The sequence below is a fragment of the Streptomyces sp. ICC1 genome (assembly GCF_003287935.1).
Classification (GTDB): domain Bacteria; phylum Actinomycetota; class Actinomycetes; order Streptomycetales; family Streptomycetaceae; genus Streptomyces; species Streptomyces tritrimontium.
In genome coordinates this window covers 4,414,057-4,433,016 of the sequence record NZ_CP030287.1, presented here as the reverse complement: position 1 = coordinate 4,433,016, position 18,960 = coordinate 4,414,057, and the positions used below count along the sequence as shown (strand labels likewise).

17 protein-coding genes are annotated in these 18,960 nt (G+C 71.2%); 11 read left to right on the top strand and 6 right to left on the bottom strand.

All coding sequences use genetic code 11. From position 1 onward, the window contains the following. The first annotated feature begins 143 nt into the window (after positions 1–143). The 4 genes from DRB96_RS20865 to DRB96_RS20850 all read left to right on the top strand — a co-directional run bounded on the left by DRB96_RS20865 (position 144) and on the right by DRB96_RS20850 (position 8,190). The gene (locus DRB96_RS20865) at positions 144–1,835 is read left to right on the top strand and encodes a glycoside hydrolase family 3 N-terminal domain-containing protein (protein WP_112449823.1); all 1,692 of its coding nucleotides are present in this window, start codon (positions 144–146) and stop codon (positions 1,833–1,835) included. 362 nt (positions 1,836–2,197) lie between these two features. Beyond that, the gene (locus DRB96_RS20860; RefSeq protein ID WP_112449822.1) at positions 2,198–2,941 is read left to right on the top strand and encodes a response regulator transcription factor; all 744 of its coding nucleotides are present in this window, start codon (positions 2,198–2,200) and stop codon (positions 2,939–2,941) included. Then, the gene (locus DRB96_RS20855; protein ID WP_239516285.1) at positions 2,938–4,032 is read left to right on the top strand and encodes a HAMP domain-containing sensor histidine kinase; all 1,095 of its coding nucleotides are present in this window, start codon (positions 2,938–2,940) and stop codon (positions 4,030–4,032) included. Before DRB96_RS20860 ends, DRB96_RS20855 begins: the two co-directional genes overlap by 4 nt. Before the next feature lie 258 nt (positions 4,033–4,290). Beyond that, entirely contained in the window at positions 4,291–8,190 is a 3,900-nt protein-coding gene (locus DRB96_RS20850) for a multifunctional oxoglutarate decarboxylase/oxoglutarate dehydrogenase thiamine pyrophosphate-binding subunit/dihydrolipoyllysine-residue succinyltransferase subunit (protein ID WP_112449821.1), read from the top strand. A gap of 124 nt (positions 8,191–8,314) precedes the next feature. Here the strand turns inward: DRB96_RS20850 and DRB96_RS20845 are convergent, their stop codons facing one another. Further along, a complete protein-coding gene (locus tag DRB96_RS20845; protein WP_112449820.1) occupies positions 8,315–9,547 on the bottom strand; it encodes an HEXXH motif-containing putative peptide modification protein in 1,233 nt (410 codons plus the stop codon). A 138-nt stretch (positions 9,548–9,685) separates the two neighbouring features. Here DRB96_RS20845 and DRB96_RS20840 point away from each other — a divergent pair, with 138 nt between their 5' ends. After that, positions 9,686–9,874, top strand: a complete 189-nt coding sequence (locus tag DRB96_RS20840) for a DUF6104 family protein (RefSeq protein WP_112449819.1) — start codon at positions 9,686–9,688, stop codon at positions 9,872–9,874. 110 nt (positions 9,875–9,984) lie between these two features. Here DRB96_RS20840 and sodN read toward each other — a convergent pair whose 3' ends face one another. Then, positions 9,985–10,380: a superoxide dismutase, Ni gene (gene sodN / locus DRB96_RS20835; RefSeq protein WP_112449818.1), complete on the bottom strand. Its 396-nt coding sequence runs from the start codon at positions 10,378–10,380 to the stop codon at positions 9,985–9,987. Positions 10,381–10,563: 183 nt separating this feature from the next. Here sodN and sodX point away from each other — a divergent pair, with 183 nt between their 5' ends. Then, on the top strand, positions 10,564–11,031 hold the full coding sequence (gene sodX, locus DRB96_RS20830; protein ID WP_112449817.1) for a nickel-type superoxide dismutase maturation protease: 468 nt from the start codon (positions 10,564–10,566) through the stop codon (positions 11,029–11,031). Here the strand turns inward: sodX and DRB96_RS20825 are convergent. Next, a complete protein-coding gene (locus tag DRB96_RS20825; RefSeq protein ID WP_112449816.1) occupies positions 10,935–11,591 on the bottom strand; it encodes a CGNR zinc finger domain-containing protein in 657 nt (218 codons plus the stop codon). The two genes, sodX and DRB96_RS20825, sit on opposite strands and share 97 nt — an antisense overlap. Positions 11,592–11,754: 163 nt before the next feature. Between DRB96_RS20825 and DRB96_RS20820 the strand changes: the two genes are divergently transcribed. Further along, the gene (locus DRB96_RS20820) at positions 11,755–12,444 is read left to right on the top strand and encodes a class I SAM-dependent methyltransferase (RefSeq protein ID WP_112449815.1); all 690 of its coding nucleotides are present in this window, start codon (positions 11,755–11,757) and stop codon (positions 12,442–12,444) included. A gap of 98 nt (positions 12,445–12,542) precedes the next feature. Here DRB96_RS20820 and DRB96_RS20815 read toward each other — a convergent pair whose 3' ends face one another. The 3 genes from DRB96_RS20815 to DRB96_RS20805 all read right to left on the bottom strand — a co-directional run bounded on the left by DRB96_RS20815 (position 12,543) and on the right by DRB96_RS20805 (position 15,249). Continuing rightward, entirely contained in the window at positions 12,543–13,310 is a 768-nt protein-coding gene (locus DRB96_RS20815) for an amino acid ABC transporter ATP-binding protein (protein WP_112449814.1), read from the bottom strand. After that, positions 13,310–14,179 (bottom strand): amino acid ABC transporter permease, encoded by an 870-nt coding sequence (locus DRB96_RS20810; protein ID WP_239516833.1) that lies wholly within the window; start codon positions 14,177–14,179, stop codon positions 13,310–13,312. Before DRB96_RS20810 ends, DRB96_RS20815 begins: the two co-directional genes overlap by 1 nt. 110 nt (positions 14,180–14,289) lie before the next feature. Beyond that, entirely contained in the window at positions 14,290–15,249 is a 960-nt protein-coding gene (locus tag DRB96_RS20805; RefSeq protein ID WP_112449812.1) for an ABC transporter substrate-binding protein, read from the bottom strand. A gap of 527 nt (positions 15,250–15,776) precedes the next feature. Between DRB96_RS20805 and DRB96_RS20800 the strand changes: the two genes are divergently transcribed. From DRB96_RS20800 to DRB96_RS20785, 4 genes are all read left to right on the top strand, one after another. Beyond that, positions 15,777–16,979: an NADP-dependent malic enzyme gene (locus DRB96_RS20800; protein WP_112449811.1), complete on the top strand. Its 1,203-nt coding sequence runs from the start codon at positions 15,777–15,779 to the stop codon at positions 16,977–16,979. Between the two features lie 131 nt (positions 16,980–17,110). Continuing rightward, entirely contained in the window at positions 17,111–18,073 is a 963-nt protein-coding gene (locus DRB96_RS20795) for a zinc-binding dehydrogenase (protein WP_112449810.1), read from the top strand. 75 nt (positions 18,074–18,148) lie between these two features. Continuing rightward, entirely contained in the window at positions 18,149–18,358 is a 210-nt protein-coding gene (locus DRB96_RS20790; RefSeq protein WP_112449809.1) for a helix-turn-helix domain-containing protein, read from the top strand. Then, a complete protein-coding gene (locus tag DRB96_RS20785) occupies positions 18,358–18,870 on the top strand; it encodes a Clp protease N-terminal domain-containing protein (RefSeq protein WP_112449808.1) in 513 nt (170 codons plus the stop codon). The genes DRB96_RS20790 and DRB96_RS20785 overlap by 1 nt, the downstream gene beginning before the upstream one ends. Positions 18,871–18,960: the final 90 nt, after the last annotated feature.

Sequence of the window (18,960 nt, the reverse complement as noted above, 5' to 3'; positions counted from 1 at the left end):
CGGCCGCCGGCCCCGGGGGGCAGCGGCCGCGGGGGCTGCGGCCGCTGGAACAAACACGGGGTGGATCGTCGGCAGCGTCGAATGGGAATACGAGACAGGCCTCCCTCCCCGTCGAGCAGCGCGTCGAGGACCTGCTCTCCCGGATGACCCTGGAGGAGAAGGCGGGCCAGCTCTTCCACGCGATGCTGATGATGAACGCGGACGGCACCCCGGTCACCGAGACCGACGGCTCGATCCTCCCGTTCACCACGCCCGAGCTGATCGAGGGCCGCTCCCTCACCCACTTCAACCTCCTCGGCAGCTACGGCGCCCGCGAGATGGCGACGTGGCAGAACGCCGTCCAGGAGATGGCGGCCGGCACCCGCCTCGGCATCCCGGTGACCCTCTCCACCGACCCCCGGCACTCCTTCACCGACAACGTCGGCGCCTCCTTCAACGCCGGCGCCTTCTCCGCCTGGCCCGAGGCGATCGGCCTGGCCGCGATCGGCGACCCGGAGCTGGTCTTCGAGTTCGCCGACATCGTGCGCCGCGAGTACCTCTCCGTCGGCTTCCGCGTCGCCCTGCACCCGCAGATCGACCTGGCCACCGAGCCGCGCTGGGCCCGCCAGTCGGCCACCTTCGGCTCGGACGCGAAGCTGACGGGAGAGCTCGTACAGGCGTACGTACGCGGCCTGCAGGGCGAGGAGCTCGGCGCCGGCTCGGTCTCCGCGATGGTCAAGCACTTCCCGGGCGGCGGCCCCCAGAAGGACGGCGAGGACCCGCACTTCGCGCACGGCAAGGAGCAGATCTACCCGGGCGGGATGCGCGAGCACCACCTGGAGCCCTTCAAGGCGGCGATCGCGGCCGGCTGCGCGCAGATGATGCCGTACTACGGCCAGCCCATCGGCACCGACTGGGAAGAGGTCGGCTTCGGCTTCAACAAGGGCGTGGTCACGGGCCTGCTGCGCGAGGAGCTCGGCTTCCAGGGGATCGTCTGCACCGACTGGGGGCTGCTCTCGGACTCGGTGATCTTCGGCGAATCGCACCCGGCCCGCGCGTGGGGCCTGGAGCACCTGAGCACCGCCGAGCGCGCGGCCCGTTCGCTGGAGGCGGGCTCGGACCAGTTCGGCGGCGAGCAGTGCCCCGAGGTCATCGTGGAGCTGGTCCGCTCGGGCCGGGTCCCGGAGTCCCGCATCGACGAGTCCGTGCGCCGTCTGCTGCGCGAGAAGTTCGTGCTCGGCCTGTTCGAGAACCCGTACGTGGACCCGGACGCGGCGGCGGAGACGGTCGGCCGGGCCGACTTCGCGGCCGCCGGCGCCGCCGCCCAGCGGCGCTCGCTGACCGTGCTCACCAACACCGGGCGGTTCCTGCCCCTGTCCGGCCGCCCGAAGCTCTACGTCAAGGACGTGGACGAGGCCGTGGCCGCGGCGTACGGGGACCTCGTGTCCGACCCGGCCGAGGCGGACCTCGCGGTGCTGCGGCTGCGCACCCCGCACGAGCCCCGGACCAACGTCTTCGAGTCCTTCTTCCACTCGGGTTCGCTGGCCTTCGCCGAGCCGGAGCTCGCGGAGATCCTGGCCCTCCTGGACGCCGTCCCCACCCTGGTCTGCATCAACCTGGAGCGGGCCGCGGTGATCCCGGAGATCGCGGAGCACGCGGCCGCGCTGATCGCGGACTACGGGGCTTCGGACGCCGCCCTGCTGGACGTGGCCTTCGGCCGGGCCGCGGCCGAGGGGCGCCTGCCCTTCGAGCTCCCGCGCTCGATGGCGGCCGTCGAGGCCTCCCGCCCGGACGTCCCGAACGACACCGCCGACCCGGTCTTCCCGCACGGCCACGGCCTGACCCTCAGCTCCTGACGCGTCCCCCGCACCGCTCAGCGCCGGCGCGCTTCCCGGGCTTCGGCCCGGTGGGCGGGTGCGGGTCGTCGGCCCTGCGGGGCGGAGTCCCCCACCCTCCCCCCCGGACGCCGTCCGGGGGGACCCCCGGTTCCCCCGTTCCCAGGGCTCCGCCCCGACCCGGCGAGCCCGGGTTGCGCCCGAGGCCCCCGGGGCGGAGCCCCCGGCGGCGGCGCCGCACCTCGCCGCAGTGGCACGGCACGGCATCACAATCCGGCCCCGCCGGCGTCGGGCGGGATCCCGCCCGGCGAACCCGTCATAGCCGGAGGCCAGCCGCTCCTCTACGCTGCACCCCTACCACGCGGGATCTTCAGGGGCGGGACATGGAACAGACGCACACCACCACCCACAACGGCGCCGCGGCCACCCCCGGCGCGCAGCGCCGGGTGCTCGTCGTCGAGGACGACCACACCATCGCCGAGGCGATCGCGGCCCGGCTGCGCGCCGAGGGCTTCCAGGTGCAGACGGCCGCCGACGGCCCGGCCGCGGTGACGGCGGCCGAGAGCTGGCTGCCGGAGCTGCTGGTCCTGGACGTCATGCTGCCCGGCTTCGACGGCCTGGAGGTGTGCCGCCGGGTCCAGGCCCAGCGGCCCGTCCCGGTGCTGATGCTCACCGCCCGGGACGACGAGACCGACATGCTCGTCGGCCTCGGGGTCGGCGCCGACGACTACATGACGAAGCCCTTCTCGATGCGCGAGCTGGCCGCGCGGGTCCACGTGCTCCTGCGCCGGGTGGAGCGGGCCAACGTGGCCGCGCACGCCCCGCGCGGGGCCACGCTGCGCCTGGGCGATCTGGAGATCGACCACGCGCAGCGGCGGGTGCGGGTGCACACCGAGGACGTGCACCTGACGCCGACCGAGTTCGACCTGCTGGTGTGCCTGGCCGGGACGCCCCGGGCGGTGCTCTCGCGGGAGCAGCTCCTCGCCGAGGTGTGGGACTGGGCCGACGCGTCCGGGACCCGTACGGTCGACAGCCACATCAAGGCCCTGCGCCGGAAGATCGGCGCCGAGCGGATCCGTACGGTCCACGGCGTCGGGTACGCCCTGGAGACCCCGGCGCAGCCGTGAGCGGGCACCGGCCGCCGGGGCAGCGGCCTCCCGGGGGGCTGCGGCCCTTCTCGCCGTTCTCGATCAAGACCAAGCTGGGCACGCTCGTCGTCGTGTCGGTCTTCATCACCACGGGCCTGCTGATGGTGGCGGTGCGCACGAGCACCGAGGTGCGCTTCATCACGGTGTTCTCGGTGATCGCCTCGATGCTCATCACGCAGTTCGTCGCGCACGGCCTGACCGCGCCGCTGGACGACATGACGACGGTGGCACGGGCGATATCGCACGGGGACTACACGCGCCGGGTGCGCGGGGCGGGCCGCCGCGACGAGCTGGGCGACCTGGCCTCCACCATCAATCTGATGGCGGACGACCTGGAGGCGGTGGACCGGCACCGCAAGGAGCTCGTCGCGAACGTCTCGCACGAGCTGCGCACCCCGATCGCGGCCCTGCGCGCGGTGCTGGAGAACGTGGTGGACGGGGTCTCGGCCGCCGATCCGGAGACCATGCGGACGGCGCTGAAGCAGACCGAGCGGCTCGGGCGGCTGGTGGAGACCCTGCTGGACCTGTCCCGCGTCGACAACGGTGTGGTGCCGCTGCGGGCCCGCCGCTTCGAGGTGTGGCCGTACCTGTCGGGGGTGCTGAAGGAGTCGGGTCTGGCGGCTTCCGGCCGGCCGGGGCTGTCCTCGGGCTCGGGCGGGCACACCCGCAACGACGTCCACCTCCACCTGGACGTGTTCCCGCCGGAGCTGACGGCGTACGCGGACGCCGAGCGGCTGCACCAGGTCGTGGCGAACCTGATCGACAACGCGGTCAAGCACAGTCCGCCGCACGGCCGGGTCACCGTCCGGGCGCGGACGGGCGACGCGCCCGGGAGCCTGGCGCTGGAGGTGCGGGACGAAGGGCCCGGGATCCCCGAGGAGGAGCGCCACCGGGTCTTCGAGCGGTTCAACCGGGGCAGCGCGAGGGGCGGCGACGGCGGGACCGGTCTGGGCCTGGCCATCGCCAGATGGGCGGTCGGGCTGCACGGCGGGCACATCGGGGTGGCCGAATCGGCACGGGGGTGCCGCATCCTCGTCACGCTTCCGGGCAGCTCGCAGGCGCCGGGTTGACGTAGGGTTCGAGTGGGAAGGACATGATCTCGGCCACACGCGCCGGGGTCCGTCAGGGGTGCGAAGCCAAGGGGGCCGCAACCGCGGTGCCTCCTGCCCGAACCGGGCTTGTTTCCCGCCATTCCAGGTGGTGAAACCCGCCGTTCGATGTGACGTACGCGACGGAAGTCCCGCCCGGTCTGCATCTCACGGTCTGGGAGGCGTAGCCTTTATTCCCGCTGTCCATACCTTGTGAAGCGGAAGAGGGCGGTTGCCGCCGTGTCGCCACAGTCCCCCAGTAACTCGAGCACCACGACCGAAGCAGGAGGGAGCGGGAAGAACCCCGCCCCAGGCTTCGGTGCCAATGAGTGGCTCGTCGACGAGATTTATCAGCAGTACCTCCAGGACCCGAACTCGGTCGACCGGGCCTGGTGGGACTTTTTCGCCGACTACAAGCCGGGGGGCGCTGTCGCTCCGGTGAAGGCGGACGATCCCACGGAGAAGCCGACTCCTCCCCCCGCCGCGACGACGACGGACGGCGCCTCCGCACAGGCCGCCGCCTCCGTCACCGCCGCGACTCCGCAGGCTTCCGACGCCGCCGCCGCGACCACGACACCTGTGCCAGCTCCTGCCCCTGTACCTGCCACCCCCTCTGGTGCCCCTGCTGTGACTGTCACCTCCCAGGCCCCGGCCGCCGCACCGGCCGCTCCTGCCACTCCTGCCACTCCTGCCACTCCTGCTCCGGCTCCCGCCGCCGCGCCCACCACTGGGGCCCCCACGGGCCCCGAACTGGTGACGCTCCGCGGCCCGGCGGCTGCCGTGGTCAAGAACATGAACGCCTCGCTGGAAGTGCCGACGGCCACGTCCGTCCGCGCCGTCCCGGTGAAGCTGCTGTTCGACAACCGCATCGTCATCAACAACCACCTCAAGCGCGCCCGCGGTGGGAAGATCTCGTTCACCCACCTCATCGGCTACGCGATGGTGCAGGCCATCAAGGCCATGCCGTCGATGAACTACTCCTTCGCGGAGAAGGACGGCAAGCCGACCCTGGTCAAGCCGGAGCACATCAACTTCGGTCTCGCGATCGACCTGGTGAAGCCCAACGGCGACCGCCAGCTCGTCGTCGCCGGCATCAAGAAGGCCGAGACCCTCAACTTCTTCGAGTTCTGGCAGGCGTACGAGGACATCGTCCGCCGCGCCCGCGTCGGCAAGCTGACGATGGACGACTTCACCGGGGTGACGGTCTCCCTCACCAACCCCGGCGGCCTGGGCACCGTCCACTCCGTGCCCCGCCTGATGCCCGGACAGTCGGTCATCATGGGCGTCGGCTCGATGGACTACCCCGCGGAGTTCCAGGGCACCTCGCAGGACACCCTGAACAAGCTGGGCATCTCCAAGGTCATGACCCTGACCTCGACGTACGACCACCGGACCATCCAGGGCGCGGCCTCCGGCGAGTTCCTGCGCGTCGTGGCGAACATGCTGCTCGGCGAGAGCGGCTTCTACGACGACGTCTTCGAGGCGCTGCGCATCCCGTACGAGCCGGTCCGCTGGCTCCGGGACATCGACGCCTCGCACGACGACGACGTCACGAAGGCCGCCCGCGTCTTCGAGCTGATCCACTCCTACCGGGTCCGCGGCCACGTCATGGCCGACACCGACCCGCTGGAGTACAAGCAGCGCAAGCACCCCGACCTCGACATCACCGAGCACGGCCTCACCCTGTGGGACCTGGAGCGCGAGTTCGCGGTCGGCGGCTTCTCCGGCAAGTCGATGATGAAGCTCCGCGACATCCTCGGCGTGCTGCGCGACTCGTACTGCCGCACCACCGGCGTCGAGTTCATGCACATCCAGGACCCGAAGCAGCGCCGCTGGATCCAGGACCGCATCGAGCGCCCGCACTCCAAGCCGGAGCGCGAGGAGCAGCTGCGGATCCTGCGCCGGCTGAACGCCGCGGAGGCCTTCGAGACCTTCCTGCAGACGAAGTACGTCGGCCAGAAGCGCTTCTCGCTGGAGGGCGGCGAGTCCGTCATCCCGCTGCTCGACGCCGTCATCGACTCGGCCGCCGAGGCCCGCCTCGAAGAGGTCGCGATCGGCATGGCCCACCGCGGCCGGCTGAACGTGCTCGCCAACATCGTCGGCAAGTCGTACGCGCAGATCTTCCGCGAGTTCGAGGGCAACCTCGACCCGAAGTCCATGCACGGCTCCGGCGACGTCAAGTACCACCTGGGCGCCAACGGCACCTTCACGGGCCTGGACGGGGAGCAGATCAAGGTCTCGCTCGTCGCGAACCCCTCGCACCTGGAGGCGGTGGACCCGGTCCTGGAGGGCGTCGTCCGCGCCAAGCAGGACATCATCAACAAGGGCGGCACGGACTTCACGGTCCTGCCCGTCGCCCTGCACGGCGACGCGGCCTTCGCGGGCCAGGGTGTGGTCGCCGAGACGCTGAACATGTCGCAGCTGCGCGGCTACCGCACCGGCGGCACCGTGCACGTGGTCATCAACAACCAGGTCGGCTTCACCGCCGCCCCGGAGTCCTCGCGTTCCTCGATGTACGCGACCGACGTGGCCCGCATGATCGAGGCGCCGATCTTCCACGTGAACGGCGACGACCCGGAGGCCGTGGTCCGCATCGCGCGGCTCGCCTTCGAGTTCCGTCAGGCGTTCAACAAGGACGTGGTCATCGACCTCATCTGCTACCGCCGCCGCGGGCACAACGAGTCCGACAACCCGGCGTTCACGCAGCCGCTGATGTACGACCTGATCGACAAGAAGCGCTCGGTGCGCAAGCTGTACACCGAGTCCCTCATCGGTCGCGGCGACATCACCCTGGAAGAGGCCGAGCAGGCGCTCCAGGACTTCCAGGGCCAGCTGGAGAAGGTCTTCGCGGAGGTCCGCGAGGCCGCCACGCAGCCCGCGGCCATCCCGCCGATCCCGGCCCCGCAGGCCGACTTCCCGGTGGCGATGAACACGGCGATCTCCCAGGAGGTCGTCAAGCGCATCGCCGAGGCCCAGGTCAACATCCCCGACACGGTCACCGTCCACCCGCGCCTGCTGCCGCAGCTGCAGCGCCGCGCCGCGATGATCGACGACGGCACCATCGACTGGGGCATGGGCGAGACCCTCGCCTTCGGCTCGCTGCTGATGGAGGGCACCCCGGTCCGGCTGTCCGGCCAGGACTCCCGCCGCGGCACGTTCGGCCAGCGCCACGCGGTCCTCATCGACCGGGAGACCGGCGAGGACTACACCCCGCTGCTCTACCTGTCGGACGACCAGGCCCGCTACAACGTCTACGACTCGCTGCTCTCGGAGTACGCGGCGATGGGCTTCGAGTACGGCTACTCGCTGGCCCGCCCGGACGCGCTGGTCCTCTGGGAGGCGCAGTTCGGCGACTTCGTCAACGGCGCGCAGACCGTCGTCGACGAGTTCATCTCCTCGGCCGAGCAGAAGTGGGGCCAGACGTCCGGCGTCACGCTCCTCCTGCCGCACGGCTACGAGGGCCAGGGCCCGGACCACTCCTCCGCGCGCCCCGAGCGCTTCCTGCAGATGTGCGCGCAGGACAACATGACGGTGGCCATGCCCACGCTCCCGTCGAACTACTTCCACCTGCTGCGCTGGCAGGTCCACAACCCGCACCACAAGCCGCTCATCGTCTTCACCCCGAAGTCGATGCTGCGCCTGAAGGCCGCGGCGTCGAAGGCGGAGGAGTTCACGACCGGTTCCTTCCGTCCGGTCATCGGCGACACGCGCGTCTCCTCCGGAGCCGGTGACCCGAACGAGATCCGCAAGGTCGTCTTCTGCGCGGGCAAGGTCTACTACGACCTCGAGGCCGAGCGGGAGAAGCGCGGTACCACCGACGCTGCGGCTCGCGAAACGGCGATTATCCGCATCGAGCGGCTGTACCCGCTGCCGGGCGCGGAACTCCAGGCGGAGATCGCCAAGTTCCCGAACGCGGCGAAGTACATCTGGGCCCAGGAGGAGCCGGCGAACCAGGGTGCGTGGCCGTTCATCGCGCTGAACCTGATCGACCACCTCGACCTGGCGGTCGGCGCGGACATCCCGGCCGGCGAGCGCCTGCGCCGCATCTCCCGCCCGCACGGCTCCTCGCCGGCGGTCGGTTCGGCCAAGCGCCACCAGGCGGAGCAGCAGCTCCTCATGAACGAGGTCTTCGAGGCGTAGCCGCCGCGCTCGGCCCGAAGAGCGGAAGGCCCGGACCCCATGGGGGTCCGGGCCTTCCGGCCGTCTCGGGCCCCTCCCGTGTTCGATGCGCGGGGTCCGGGGCGGAGCCCCGGGAGACGAAGTGTCAGGCGACCGCGAACGCGGCCAGGTTCGGGTGCGCCGCGCACCAGGCCACCCGGTCCCGCTCCACCGCCGCGCGGGCCACCGCGTGCTGGCCCCCCGGCGGCGGGTCCCCGTCCATGGCCCGCTCCGCCGCGGCCATCGCCTCCACGAACACCCGCCCCGCACGGGTGAGTTCCGCCCGCGCCAGGAGCACCGGCAGGACCGCCGCGACCTGCGCGCGGATCCGGGCGTGCTGGGCCCACGCCCCCCTGGCCCCGTAGAGCGCGGCGCGCTGCCAGTAGCCCGCCAGTGCCAGCTGGGCGTACGCGCCCCGCAGCAGGCCCTCCAGGGGCCGCGGGTCGCCGCGCCAGGGCGCCCAGTAGCGCGCGGAGCGGTCGGCGGTGTGCAGGGCGACCGCCTGCGCCAGGGCCGCCAGCTTCCCGTGCTGCACCTCGTGCACGAGGGTCGCGGCCAGCGCGGGCGGGGCCTGTGCCCGTGCCAGTACGGTGCCGGCCGCCTCGGGCAGGGTCCCGCCGGCGGCCCGGGAGCTGCCGGACAGCGGGACGACGGAGCGCAGCAGCAGTCCGGCCTCCTCCGCGCGGGCGGTGTCGTAGCGCCTGAGCAGCGTGAGGGCGCCGGACCACTGGATGTCCCAGCGCTTGTGCCCCTTGGGGGTGAGCCGGCGGGCCGGGTGCACGGTCCCCGGGGCCCGGTAGGGGTCGAGGTCGTCGAGGGCGGCCCGCCCGCCGGGGAGCGCGTGCAGGGCCAGCGCGGCCGGGTCCGCGGGGTCCCAGGAGCCCTCGGTGAGGACGACCGGGCCGGCGCGGGCCGGGCGCAGCAGTCCGAGGGTGGGCAGGACGAGGCGTCCGTGCGCGGGCCGCAGCGTGGCCTTGAAGCCGATGCCGGCCCGCAGCGCCGCGGCGGCGGCGAGCGCCCCGAGGTGCCCGGTGTCGGGCGGCGGCCCGTACGGGGAGCGCAGCCGGCGCAGCGTCTCCTCGGCCCAGACCCCGGTGGCCGGATAGTGCACCACGTCGCCGGCCGCGCCGGGGTCGCGCCGCTCGGCCTCCTCCAGCAGGGCCCAGTGCTCGGCCGCCTGCGCGCCGGGGACGGCCTCGGCCACGCCCCGCAGCAGCTCGCGCAGCAGCCCCAACCGCCGGGACCGCCGTACGCCGCGCACCAGCGCGGTGCCCTCGGCCGAGGGTTCCGTCGAGCCGAGTGCCCACAGCACGCCTTCGCCGGGCTCCGGATGGTCCATCGCCTGCCTCCCGCCGCGGACCCTCCATCCCTGCCCCGGGGAGGAGCTCCGCGAACGGCGGAAAGCGGTCAAGTCCGACCACCGCGGCCGGGCGGATTATCCTGGCGGGAAACACCCGACCACCGCACGGAGCCCGACTTGTACTTCACCGATCGCGGCATCGAGGAGCTGGAGAAGCGGCGCGGCGAGGAGGAGGTCACCTTCGAGTGGCTCGCCGAGCAGCTGCGCACCTTCGTCGACATGAACCCGGACTTCGAGGTCCCGGTGGAACGCCTCGCCACGTGGCTGGCCCGCCTGGACGACGACGAGGACGACGAGGACGCGTAGCGCGGCGCGCGCGCGAGCGCACGCACGCACGCACGACGAAGGGGCCCGACCGCTGACGCGGTCGGGCCCCTTCGTCATCGTCCCGGAGGACAGGGTCGCTCAGGGCGCGCTCAGGCGGCCTTGGTCTCCCAGAAGATGCGGTCGATCTCGGCGATGAGCTCCAGCGCCTTGGCGCCGGTCGCCGGGTCGTTCGACGCCTTGGCGGCCGAGAGGGCCTTCAGGGTGTCGTTGACCAGGGAGTGCAGCTGCGGGTACTTCTCGAAGTGCGGCGGCTTGAAGTAGTCGCTCCACAGCACGGAGACGTGGTGCTTCGCGAGCTCGGCGCGCTGCTCCTTGATGGTGATGGCGCGCGCGCGGAAGTCGGCGTCGTCGTTGGCCTGGTACTTCTCCTGCACGGCCTTGACGGACTCGGCCTCGATGCGGGCCTGGGCAGGGTCGTACACGCCGCACGGAAGATCGCAGTGGGCGGAGACCTTCGCCTTGGGGGCGAACAGGCGGGAAAGCATGGAGTTTGTCCTCCTCGTGATCGTCTTCTCAAGGGGGAGATTACTCCGTGCGAAGGGCCTTTTCGCGGGCGCCCCCGTGTGGTTGGGACAAAAGTCCAGGGGCGTGCCCGGGGCGGTGCGCGAATGTACGGAAGAGTGCGGCAGCATGCGGGGTGGGACGAGAGCCGGCCTAGGAGGTCAGGGATGGCGGAGAGCGCGCGCTCGCGCCGGCGGACGCGGGAGTGGACGTCGCCGTTGAAGCGGATCGGGATCCTGGAGGTGACGGGCCCCTCGATGGCCCCGACGCTGGAGCACGGGGACCAGTTGCTGGTCCGCTACGGGGCTCCGGTGCGCCCGGGCCACGTGGTGGTGCTGCGCCACCCGTTCCAGCAGGACCTGCTGGTCGTCAAGCGGGCGGCGGAGCGGCGGCCGGGCGGCTGGTGGGTGCTGGGCGACAACCCGTACAACGAGACGGGCGACAGCACCGACTACGGGGCGGTGCCCGACGAGCTCGTGCTGGCGACCGGGGTGGCGCGCTGGCGGCCGCGGCCGCGCCCCGAGCACGCGGCGGACGATCAGCGCTCGCTGAGGGCGTGGCTTTCCTGGGCCTCCTCGGCGCTGCGGCCGCTGCGCACGGACGTCTCGGCCTCCAGGCGCTTGCGGGCGCGGTAGGCGGCCACGTTCGCGCGGGTGGCGCACCGGTCGGAGCAGTAGCGCCGGGAGCGGTTGGTGGAGGTGTCGAGGTAGGCGTTGCGGCAGGGCGGCGCCTGGCACAGGCCGAGCCGGTCGGGGCCGTGCGCGGTGAGGTGGAAGGCCAGCCCGAAGCACGCGATCGCGGCGTAGCCGGCGGAGGCGTTCGAGGGGTGGTCGGCGAGGTGGATGTGCCAGTCGGGGCCACCGTGCTCGCTGTGCTCGCCCTGTTCGCCGTGCTCGTCGATGGCCACGTGCCCCGAGATCTGGGGGCTGACCGGGAACTCCATGAGCAGGGAGTTCAGCAGGTCGACGGCGAGTACGTGGTCGCCCGTGTCGGCGGCTTCGAAGACCGAGCGCAGCCGGCCGCGGACGTTGCGGAAGCGGGTGACGTCGCCGTCCGTGACGCGGCGGGCCATCTGCACGCTGGCGCCGAACAGGGTGCGGACGGCGTCCACGGAGGTCAGCGAGTCCTTGTTGCGGGCCGGCTCCTCGGTGTTGACCAGGCGCACGGCATAGTCCGAGTAATGGGCCAGTTCCACTTGTAGTCCTTACGGCTGCGGATTAGTGTCTCGGGTAACGGCTGAGACATGTTCGAGGGTATTACGCGTGGAGGATTTCGTGGTGGATACGGCACGCTCTGATACGGCACCCGCCGACTGGCAGGCCTGGCAGGACAGCTGGGACCGCCAGCAGGAGTGGTACATGCCGGACCGCGAGGAGCGGTTCCGGGTGATGCTGGACATGCTCGAGGCCCTGGTGGGCACCGCCCCCCGGGTGCTGGACCTCGCCTGCGGCACGGGAAGCATCACGGACCGCGTCCTCAAGAGGTTCCCGGAATCCACCAGTACGGGCGTCGATCTCGACCCCGCGCTGTTGACGATCGCCCGGGGCCACTTCGCCGGCGACCCGCGGGTCACCTTCGTGACCGCCGACCTCAAGGACCCCGACTGGCGCGCGGCCCTCCCCCACGGCTCCTACGACGCCGTGCTGACCGCCACCGCCCTGCACTGGCTGCCCAGCGAGGACCTGACCGTCCTGTACGGGCAGCTCGCGCCCCTGGTGCGCACCGGCGGGGTGTTCATGAACGCCGACCACATGCCCGACCCCGCCACCCCGCGGATCAACGCCGCCGAGCGCGCCCACCGCCACGCAGGCATGGACCGGGCGAAGGCGGCCGGGGTGCTCGACTGGCGCGAGTGGTGGGCCCTCGCGGCCGCCGACCCGGCGCTCGCCGAGCCGACGAAGGCCCGCTTCGAGATCTACGGGGAGCACGCGGACGGCGACACCCCGCCCGAGTCCTGGCACGCGGACACGCTGCGCGCCGCCGGCTTCGCGGAGGCCCGTACGGTCTGGCGCTCGCCGTCGGACGCACTGGTGCTGGGCCTGAAGTAGCAGGGACCCGGGCATGCGGCAGGGGCGGTACGGGAGGACCCGTACCGCCCCTGGCGCGTGTGGAGCGGTGACAGCTGAGCAGCGGAGCAGCGGAGCGGTTACAGGACCTTCGAGAGGAAGGCCTTGGTGCGGTCGTGCTGGGGGTTGCCCAGGACTTCGCGGGGGTGGCCGGATTCGACGACGACGCCGCCGTCCATGAAGACGAGGTTGTCGCCGACCTCGCGGGCGAATCCCATCTCGTGGGTGACCACGATCATGGTCATGCCGGATTCGGCCAGGTCCCGCATGACGTCGAGGACGTCGCCGACGAGCTCGGGGTCGAGCGCCGAGGTGGGCTCGTCGAAGAGCATCAGCTTGGGTTCCATGGCCAGCGCGCGGGCGATGGCCACGCGCTGCTGCTGGCCGCCGGAGAGCTGGGTGGGGTAGCTCCCGCCCTTGTCGCCGAGGCCGACCCGGTCGAGGAGCTTGACGGCGCGGGCCCGCGCGACCGACTTGCTCTCGCCCTTGACCATGACGGGGGCTTCCATGACGTTCTCTATGGCCGTCATGTGCGGGAAGAGGTTGAAGCGCTGGAACACCATGCCGATGTCCTTGCGCTGCGCCGCGACCTCGCTGTCCTTGAGCTCGTAGAGCTTGTCGCCCTTCTGGCGGTAGCCGACGAGCCGCCCGTCGACCGAGAGCCGGCCGGCGTTGATCTGCTCCAGGTGGTTGATGCACCGCAGGAACGTCGACTTGCCGGAGCCGGACGGGCCGACCAGGCAGAAGACCTCACGCGGGGCGACCTCCAGGTCGATGCCCTTGAGGATGTGCGCCGCGCCGTACGACTTGTGGACGCCTTCCGCCTTCACCATGGCAGTCGTCGACATCAGGCCACCGCCTTGCGGTTCGAGAAGCGGGAGAGGTTCGCCTTGATCTTCTGCAGCGGGGTGGGCGGCAGGGATCGCAGCGTGCCGCGCGAGTAGCGGCGCTCCAGGTAGTACTGCCCGACGCTGAACACGCTGGTCAGGGCGAGGTACCAGATCGACGCGACGAAGAACATCTCCATCACCGCGAACGAGGTGGAGGCGATGTCCTGGGCCGCGCGCAGCAGGTCGAAGTACTGGACGGCGACCACGAGCGACGAGGTCTTGAGCATGTTGATGAACTCGTTGCCCGTGGGCGGCACGATCACCCGCATGGCCTGCGGCAGCACGATCCGGCGCATGGTCTTCGCCTGGGTCATGCCGAGCGCGTGCGAGGCCTCGGTCTGGCCCTCGTCGACCGACTGGATGCCGGCCCGGACGATCTCCGCCATGTACGCGCCCTCGTTCAGGCCGAGGCCCAGCAGGGCGGCCAGGAACGGGGTCATGACCTGGGTCATCTCGTCCTTGTAGAACCCGAGGTTCAGGACCGGGAAGATCAGGGCGAGGTTGAACCAGATGAGGAGCTGCACGTACACCGGGGTGCCGCGGAAGAACCAGATGTAGAACCAGGCGATGGTGCTGGTCACCGGGTTCTTCGAGAGCCGCATCACTGCGAAGAGGACACCGAGCACCAAGCCCAGGGCCATCGAGGCGACGCTGATCCAGATCGTGTTGAACAGACCCCGGATGATGGTGGAGTCGAACAGCTTCTCCGGCACGGTCGCCCAGCGGACGTTGCCCTGCGAGAAGGCGATGGCGAGCGCCACGACCAGGCCGATGACGACGATGGCGCTGATCCAGCGCCCGTAGTGGCGGACCGGGATGGCACGGATCGCCTCGGGGGGGACGGCCCCGGCCGGCGGGGTGTCCGCCGGGCCCGGGACCTTGTCGAGCTTGTCAGTCACAGTGACTGCCCTTCAGTGTGCTGCGTGGGGCGCGGAGGTTACTGGCCTGCGTTGGTCTTGGCCTCGGTAACGGCGCCGGAGCCCGCGTTCCACTTGTCGAGGGCGGCCTTGTACGAGCCGTCCTTGATGATCGCGTCGAGGGCTGCCTTGAGGGCGTCGCGCAGCTCGGTGTTCTTCTTGTCCACCGCGATGCCGAACAGGCCGGCGTCGGTCGGGTTGGCGATGGCCTCGAAGTCGTTGCCGCCGCCGGCGGTCTGCGCGATGTACGCGGCGACCGGGGAGTCGTTCAGGTCGGCGACGGCGCCGCCGGCCTTCACGCGGGTCTGGGCCTCGGCGTCGGTCGGGAAGGACTCGATGGAGACCTCGCCCTTGCCGGCCGTCTTGCACTTCTCGGACTGGTCCTTGGCGGACTGCTCGTAGGTCGTGCCGCGCTGGACGGCGACCTTCTTGCCGCAGAGGTCGTCGAGGGTCTTGATCCCGTCCGGGTTGCCCTTCTTGACCAGGATGCCGGTCGAGGCGCTGAAGTAGTCGACGAAGTCGACGCCCGCACCGGTCTTGGCGCCCTTGTCGTCCAGGCCCTCCTGACGGGCCTTGGTGTCGGTGAGCGAGGACATGACCACGTCGCTGCGGCCCGTCTGCATGCTGCCGATCAGGGTGTCGAAGGTGCCCGACTCGAACTTGAAGGTGACACCGAGCTGCTTGCCGAGCGCCTCGGCGATGCCGGGGTCGACACCGACGATCTTGCCGCCCTCGGTGAACTCCATCGGCGCGTAGGTGGCGTCCGTGCCGACCTTGATGACGCCCGCGTCCTGGATCTTCTTCGGCAGCTTGGAGAACAGCGGGGCGCTGTTCTCCTTGCCCGACGGCGTGGCCGCGGAACCCTTGTCCGTCTGGTCACCACAGCCGGTGAGGATCAGGGCGCCGGCGACCGCGATCGCGCCGACCGCGGCGATCCGGGACCGGGCGGCGGTCGTACGACGGGTGGTGCTTGCGGTCATGAGCTGGTTCCTCCGGCAGTGGGGAAAAACGCATCCGAGAGAGGTCGGGCACGCACCATCGAGTGTCGCGACCTTGTGTGATTACGGCATCTTGCCATTCGGACTGAGACATTCAGGGTGCCCGTCAGGTCAAAATCGGATAACGGACACCCCCCGGCGCCCAACAGCCCTGCGGAGTAGGGCCCTCCGGACCGGATTAAACGCTGTGACCAGGGCTTTTCGCCGCAGTTTTTGCGGCACGTCTCGCCTGTTGGACGGCAAGGTTTGGACTTTTCGCCAAAACCAGGGCATCCGACCTATGGTCGAGGGGGAATCGACTCGTCTGGGTGAGTGTTCTTCGGGTAGAACAGATCCTTACACCCCTCATCCGGGGCTCAGGGCGCGCGTGCGGCGCGCCCGCGCGTACGAACCTCCCCCTTCGCGGCGACGGGCCAAACCGTCGACGCGGCGGACGGACGCGGTGCCCGCCCACCCCTTAACCAGGAGTGGTCACCCTCAACGATTCAAAGACTTAAGGGGTCAACACAGTGGCAGCGGAGATCGTCAATCCTCGCAGCGACAGCGTGACGGACAACAACCCGGATGCGGTGTTCGCGCTGCACCGGGGCGGCAAGATGGCCATCGTGGCCACCGTGCCGGTCCACAACAAGGACGACCTGTCCCTGGCGTACACGCCCGGCGTTGCGAAGGTCTGCAGCGCCATTGCCGAGCAGCCCGACCTGGTGAACGAATACACCTGGAAGTCCAACGTGGTCGCCGTCGTCACCGACGGTACGGCCGTGCTCGGACTCGGTGACATCGGGCCGGAAGCCTCCCTCCCCGTGATGGAGGGCAAGGCCATTCTCTTCAAGCAGTTCGGTGGTGTGGACGCGGTTCCGATCGCGCTCGCCACCAAGGACACGGACGAGATCATCGAGACCGTGATCCGCCTCGCGCCGTCCTTCGGCGGGGTGAACCTGGAGGACATCTCGGCGCCGCGCTGCTTCGAGATCGAGCGCCGCCTCCAGGAAGCCCTGGACATCCCGATCTTCCACGACGACCAGCACGGCACGGCCATCGTGACGCTGGCCGCCATGCGCAACGCCGCGAAGCTCACCGGCCGGACCCTCGGCGACCTGCGCGCCGTGATCTCGGGCGCGGGCGCGGCGGGCATCGCCATCGCCAAGATCCTGGTCGACGCGGGCATCGGCGACGTCTGCGTCACCGACCGCAAGGGCGTCGTCTCCGCCGACCGGTCCGACCTGACGGACGTCAAGGCGGAGATCGCGGGCCTGACGAACAAGACGGGCCAGACCGGCTCCCTGGAGAACGCGCTCGCGGGCGCGGACGTCTTCATCGGCGTCTCCGGCGGTACGGTCCCCGAGTCCGCGGTGGCGACGATGGCGAAGGACTGCTTCGTCTTCGCCATGGCCAACCCGAACCCGGAGGTCCACCCCGACGTCGCGCACAAGTACGCGGCGGTCGTGGCGACGGGCCGTTCGGACTTCCCGAACCAGATCAACAACGTGCTGGCGTTCCCGGGCATCTTCGCCGGTGCGCTGAAGGTCCGCGCGACCCGGATCACCGAGGGCATGAAGATCGCCGCCGCCGACGCCATCGCCGGCGTCGTGGGTGACGAGCTCGCCGCCGACTACGTGATCCCCTCGCCGTTCGACGCGCGCGTCGCGGAGGCCGTGACCGCGGCCGTCGCGGCCGCCGCCAAGGCGGACGGCGTGGCCCGCCTGGCCTGACGGCCACGTTGAGCCATACGGAGCAGGGCCCCGCCGAAACCATTCGGCGGGGCCCTGCTTTCGTACGCCCCGACGCCCGTGCGGCCCGCCTGCCCTGGATCCGCGGGCTACCGGGCGGTAGCCTCGCGGCCATGTTCGCTGCCTACGCCGCCCGAATCGACCGTGACCAGCCGCTCCGAGGCCTTGAGCTGGGCGACCGCCCCGCCCCGCAGGCCCGCCCCGGCTGGGTGACCGTGAACGTCAAGGCCGCCTCCCTCAACCACCACGACCTGTGGTCGCTGCGCGGAGTCGGCCTCGGCGAGGAGAAGCTCCCCATGATCCTCGGCTGCGACGCGGCCGGGATCGACCAGGACGGCAACGAGGTCGTCCTGCACTCCGTCATCGGCCAGAGCGGCCACGGGGTCGGTCCCGACGAGCCCCGCTCGATCCTGACCGAGCGCTACCAGGGGACCTTCGCCGAGCAGGTCACCGTCCCCGCCTGGAACGTCCTGCGCAAGCCCGCCGAGCTCACCTTCGAACAGGCCGCCTGCCTGCCCACCGCATGGCTGACCGCCTACCGGATGCTGTTCACCAACGCCGGCGTCCGCCCCGGTGACTCGGTCCTGGTCCAGGGCGCGGGCGGCGGCGTCGCCACCGCCGCCATCGTCCTCGGCAAGGCCGCCGGCCTGCGGGTCTTCGCGACCAGCCGGGACGAGGCCAAACGCAAGCGCGCCGTGGAGCTGGGGGCCGAGGAGGCGTACGAGCCCGGCGCACGGCTCCCCCGCCGGGTCGACGCCGTCATCGAGACGGTCGGCGCCGCCACCTGGTCGCACTCGGTCAAGTCCCTGCGCCCCGGCGGCACCCTGGTCATCTCGGGCGCCACGAGCGGAGACCGGCCGGCGCACGCCGAGCTGACCCGGATCTTCTTCCTGGAGCTCAAGGTGGTCGGCTCGACGATGGGCTCGAAGGACGAGCTGGAGGACCTGCTGTCCTTCTGCGCGGCGACCGGCGTCCGCCCGGTGATCGACGAGACGCTGCCGCTGGACCGGGCCCGCGAGGGCTTCGAGAAGCTGGAGTCCGGGGACCTGTTCGGCAAGATCGTCCTCACGATGTAGCCCCCGCGCGCGGCGACCGCCGCGGCATGTCAATGTGGGTTGACACCCTCCCGTTGTCAACCTACATTGACATGCATGACGGAAGCTACCGATCTCGCCGCACGGGCCGGCGACCGCGACCCGCGAGTGGGCCTGCGCGCCGTGGCCGCCCTGCGCAGGCTGCTGGAGCAGCTGGAGGCCGTACAGGTGCGCGGGGCCCGCGCGCAGGGCTGGTCCTGGCAGGACATCGCGGCCGAGCTGGGCGTCAGCCGGCAGGCCGTACACAAGAAGCACGGGAGGCTCTGATGTTCGAACGCTTCACCCAGGATGCCCGGTCCGCCGTGACGGGCGCGGTCACCGAGGCCGAGCGGTCCGGGGCCGCGGCCGTCACCGAGGAGCACCTGCTTCTCTCCCTGCTGTCGACGGGCGTCCTGGACCCCCTGGACGCAGACCGGAACGCGATCGCCGCCGACCTCGCGGCGGCCCGCCGCCGGGGCGGCATGTCCAAGGCGGACGAGGAGGCGCTGGCCGGCCTCGGCATCGACCTCACCGCGATCGTCGCCCGCATCGAGGAGACCCACGGCGAAGGCGCGCTCTCGGCCCCCGCCGCCCGCGAACGCCGCGGCCGCACCCGCTTCACTCCGGGCGCGAAGAAGGTCCTGGAGCAGTCGCTGCGCATCGCCCTGGGCCGCAAGGACCGGCACATCTCCACGCTCCACCTGCTCCTCTCCCTCCTCTCCCGCCCCGGTACGCCCGCTGAGGTCCTCACGGACCACGGGATCACCTACGCGGGAGCCGAGGCCGCCCTGGCGGCCTGAGACGCGACGAAACTCCCCGCGTTCTTTCGGTGTCCCGTACAACCATCGGCACGGCCCGCGAGTCTCGTGCTGCGAAAGAACGTTCTCCAG